This is a genomic window from Intestinimonas sp. RTP31139st1_F5_RTP31139_211217, assembly GCF_040226735.1.
GTDB lineage: Bacteria > Bacillota > Clostridia > Oscillospirales > Oscillospiraceae > Intestinimonas > Intestinimonas butyriciproducens.
In genome coordinates this window covers 1-3,704 of record NZ_JBCOAQ010000082.1, presented here as the reverse complement: position 1 = coordinate 3,704, position 3,704 = coordinate 1, and the positions used below count along the sequence as shown (strand labels likewise).

Annotated in this window: 4 protein-coding genes; all 4 read right to left on the bottom strand. The window is 68.6% G+C overall.

Features of this window, described 5'->3' with window-relative positions:
• Positions 1 to 464: hypothetical protein (locus ABUA09_RS18140; protein WP_349949619.1), on the bottom strand; the 464-nt coding region annotated here is incomplete at its 3' end.
• Between the two features lie 5 nt (positions 465 to 469).
• Entirely contained in the window at positions 470 to 835 is a 366-nt protein-coding gene (locus ABUA09_RS18135) for a BlaI/MecI/CopY family transcriptional regulator (RefSeq protein WP_033117293.1), read from the bottom strand.
• A gap of 77 nt (positions 836 to 912) precedes the next feature.
• Positions 913 to 2,190 carry a beta-N-acetylhexosaminidase gene (nagZ, locus tag ABUA09_RS18130; protein ID WP_349949618.1) on the bottom strand — a complete coding sequence of 426 codons (1,278 nt, stop codon included), beginning with the start codon at positions 2,188 to 2,190 and terminating at the stop codon, positions 913 to 915.
• On the bottom strand, positions 2,187 to 3,704 hold a 1,518-nt coding region (gene rnr / locus ABUA09_RS18125), incomplete at its 5' end, for a ribonuclease R (protein ID WP_349949617.1). The genes rnr and nagZ, both read right to left, overlap by 4 nt.

Below are 3,704 nucleotides of genomic sequence, written 5' to 3'. Positions count from 1 at the left end.
ACGGCCCGGCAGGGCCGGCAGCCGTATGCGGCCGCCACCCGGCGGATCTGGGCCCCGTCGGCCTCGGCGCCCTGGCGGAGGGCCAGCCGAAGCCGCAGATAGGAGAGGGCGTACCGCAGCAGCAGCGCCGCCGCGCCCGCCAGATAGAGGAGATAGAGCAGGTCGGCGGGAGATGCCGGACGGCCCAGCCCCAGGGGCAGCGGGATGGGGGCGAGGACCCGGGTGAGGGAATAGTCTCCGGTGAGGGCGGTCTTGGCACTCTCCACCCACAGGGGCCAGTTGAACAGGGCGTACCGCCCGCCCCCACCGGCGGGGAGCAGCAGGACCAGCGCCAGCACCCCCCACACGCCGAACTGCCACCGGGGGGAGAGCTTATCCCGAAAGAGGGCCTTGACGGCCAGCAGCAGCGCCGCCGCACCGGAGGCGGTGAGGGTCTGGAGGAGAAAGGACCAGAGATCGGTCATCGGGCTCAGACCTCCATTTCGTCCAACAGCTTTTTGAGCCGTTCCCGCTCTTGGGGGGAGATGGGCTCCTCCTTCAGAAAGGCCGCCACCAGGTCCCCGGCGGAGCCCTGGTAGACCCGGCTGAGGAAGCTGCGCCGTTCCTCCGTCCGGCCCTCCTCCCGGCTCAGGGCGGCGCGGTAGCGGTGGGGGTAGTGCTCTTTGTCGATGGTCACCAGCCCCTTGCGCTCCATCCGGGTGAGATAGGTGAGCACCGTGTTCCGGCTCCAGCCGGTGTCCGGGCGCAGGGATGCCGCCACCTCGCCCAGGGCGGCGTCGCCGGAATCCCACAGAGCGGTGAGGACCCGCCACTCACTGTCGGTTAATCTGGACATAGAAAAGCCTCCTACAAGTGTAGTATCTATGATTGAATACTACACCTGTAGGAGGCTGCTGTCAAGGGGAAGCCGGCCTATTGGGCCGCGACCGCGTCCACCAGGGCGTTGAGAGCGTTCAGGTCGGGCGCGGAGACCGGCTCTCCGCTCACGCTGTACTCCAGTTTCAGGGAAAGGATGCGTCTGACGCTCTCGTCCAGCCGCGCCTGGGAGATGCGGCCGGATGCCGCCGCCTCCAGCAGGGCCGAGCGGGCGGCGTCCACGCTGTCCCGGCCGTGGCAGACCAGCAGCATGTCGCACCCGGCCTCCACGGCCAGCACGGCGGCCTCGCCCAGGCCGTAATTTTGTGTAATGGCGCCCATGGTGAGGTCATCGGTAAAGACCACGCCGCCGAAGCCCAGCTCCCCCCGCAAAAGGTCGGTCACCACCGCCGGGGAGAGGGAAGCGGGGAGGTCGGGGTCCAGTTGGGTCATCAGGATGTGGGCCACCATGACGGCGGGGACGGCCTCTGCCCTGCCGGAGGGGGTCTCGCCGCCCGAGATGAGGTCCCGGAAGGGAGGGAGCTCCTGGAGGGAGAGGTCCTCCAGGGACTTGTCCACCACCGGAAGTCCCATATGGGAGTCCACCACCGTGTCCCCATGGCCGGGGAAATGCTTGACCACCGGGATCACGCCCGCCGCCTGGAGGGCATTGGACACCGCGGCACCGAAGCCGCTGACCACTTTCCAGTCGCTGCCGAAGGCCCGCTTGCCGATAACGGTGTTGTCCGGGTTGCTCCACACGTCCAGCACGGGGGCAAAGTCCAGATGGAAGCCAAAGCCCGCGCACTCCGCCGCCAGGGCAGCCCCCAGGGCACGGCCCTGGTCCCAGTCCGACGTGGAGCCCACGGCGTACGCGCCGGGGGTGCGGTGGACCTCCGGCGGCATCCGGTCCACCAGCCCGCCCTCCTGGTCCACGCCGATGAGGAGGGGGATCTGGTCGCCGTTGAGGGCCTTGAGGCCGTTGGTGAGGGCCGTGAGCTGTTCCGCACTCTCAATGTTCCGCCCGAAGAGGATGAGTCCGCCCACCTGATAGTCCTGGAGAAAGACGGCGTCGTCGTCGCCGGGCTCGGTGCCCTCGAAGCCCGCCATCAGGAGTTGCCCCACCTTCTCCTCGGTGGTCATGGCATCCAGCCGGGCCTGAACGGGGTCCGGGGTGGGTGTGGGTTCCGGTGTGGTCGGGACCGTGGCCGTGGGTGTGGGCGCGGTGGTGGCGGAGGCCCCGGGACTGCCGCCGGGTACGGTCCCGGAGCCACACCCAGCGGCAGGGATGAATACACATAGCAATAGAAACAGAGAGAAACTACGTGTCGTCATCGTTTTTTCCTCCCCCGCTCCCGTTTGGGAGGCCGATAGGCGGGCTTTCCGGAGGGGCGCTTCGCCTTGGTCCTGGTCTGGCGCTTGGGCGCGGCGGCGGGGATCGCCCGGGGCGCGGCGCCCTCCACGCCGGGAAGGGTGAAGTCGATCTGGCCGGAGCCGGCGTTGGCCGCCGCGCAGAGGACCTCCAGGGGCATCCCAAAGGAGTAGGTCAGCTTGGTCCGGGACCCGGTGAGGGTCATGCGCACCTCGTCGTATTCGTACCGGTCGTCGGGAAGGGCGGTGACGGGGAGGAGCCCCTCCACCCCGTTTGCCAGGGCCACGAAGAGGCCGAACCTGGTGACGCCGGAGACCGCGCCGGGGAAGGTCTCCCCCACATGGGCGGACATGAACTCGGCCATATAGCACTTCTCGATCTCCCGCTCGGCGCTCATGGCGGCGAGCTCCCGCTCGGAGGACTGCACGGCGGCGCGCTGGGCGGCGGCGGAGAGCGCCCCGGCGGACCGCCCCTCCCCCAGCGTCCCGTCCAGCAGGGAGGTGAGGATGCGGTGGACCATCAGGTCGGGATAGCGCCGGATGGGGGAGGTGAAATGGCAGTAGTATTTGGCGGCCAGGCCGAAGTGGCCCAGATTCTGCACGTCGTACCGGGCCTTCATGAGAGAGCGGAGGACCATGGTGTGGATGGCGGGGGCCTGCGGCGTCCCCCGCGCGGCGTCCAGGACCTTCTGGAGGCTGCCGTTGTCGGCCTCGCGGAGGGCAAAGCCCAGGGGAGCGAGCATGGCCTTCAGGTTGGTCGCCTTGTCCGCCGAGGGCTTTTCGTGGACCCGATAAACGGCGGGCAGCGCCGCCTTTTGGAGATGCTCGGCCACGCACTCGTTGGCGGCAAGCATAAAGGACTCGATGAGCCGTTCGGACGTGCCGGATTCCCGCACCCGGATATCCACGGGCAGACCATCGGCATCGCAGACGATATAGCACTCCCGGCTCTCCAGATCCAGGGCCCCGCGGGCCCGGCGCTTCTTCTCCAGGGTCCGGGCCAGCCCGGCCATGTCCCGGAGCATGGGCAGAATGTGGGCGTACCGCGCGGCCAGCTCGGGGGACTGGTCCTCCAGGAGGAGGTTGCAGTCCTCGTAGGTCATCCGCTCGGTGGAGCGGATGACGGTCTTGGCCAGCTTGTGGCCCAGCATCGCCCCGTGGCCGTCCATGGTCATGATGCAGGAGAGGGCCAGACGGTCCACCTGGGGATTGAGGGAGCAGATGCCGTTGGAGAGGGCCTCCGGCAGCATGGGCACCACCTGGTCGGCAAAATATACCGAGGTGCCCCGGTGAAAGGCCTCCAGGTCCAGGGGGGAGCCCTCGGTCACGTAGTGGGACACATCGGCGATGTGGACCCCCAGGACCCAGTTGCCGTCGCCGTCCCGCTCCAGGGACACGGCGTCGTCAAAATCCTTGGAGGAAGCGCCGTCGATGGTGATGACGGTCCCGCCCCGCAGGTCCAGGCGGCCCTCCAGGGC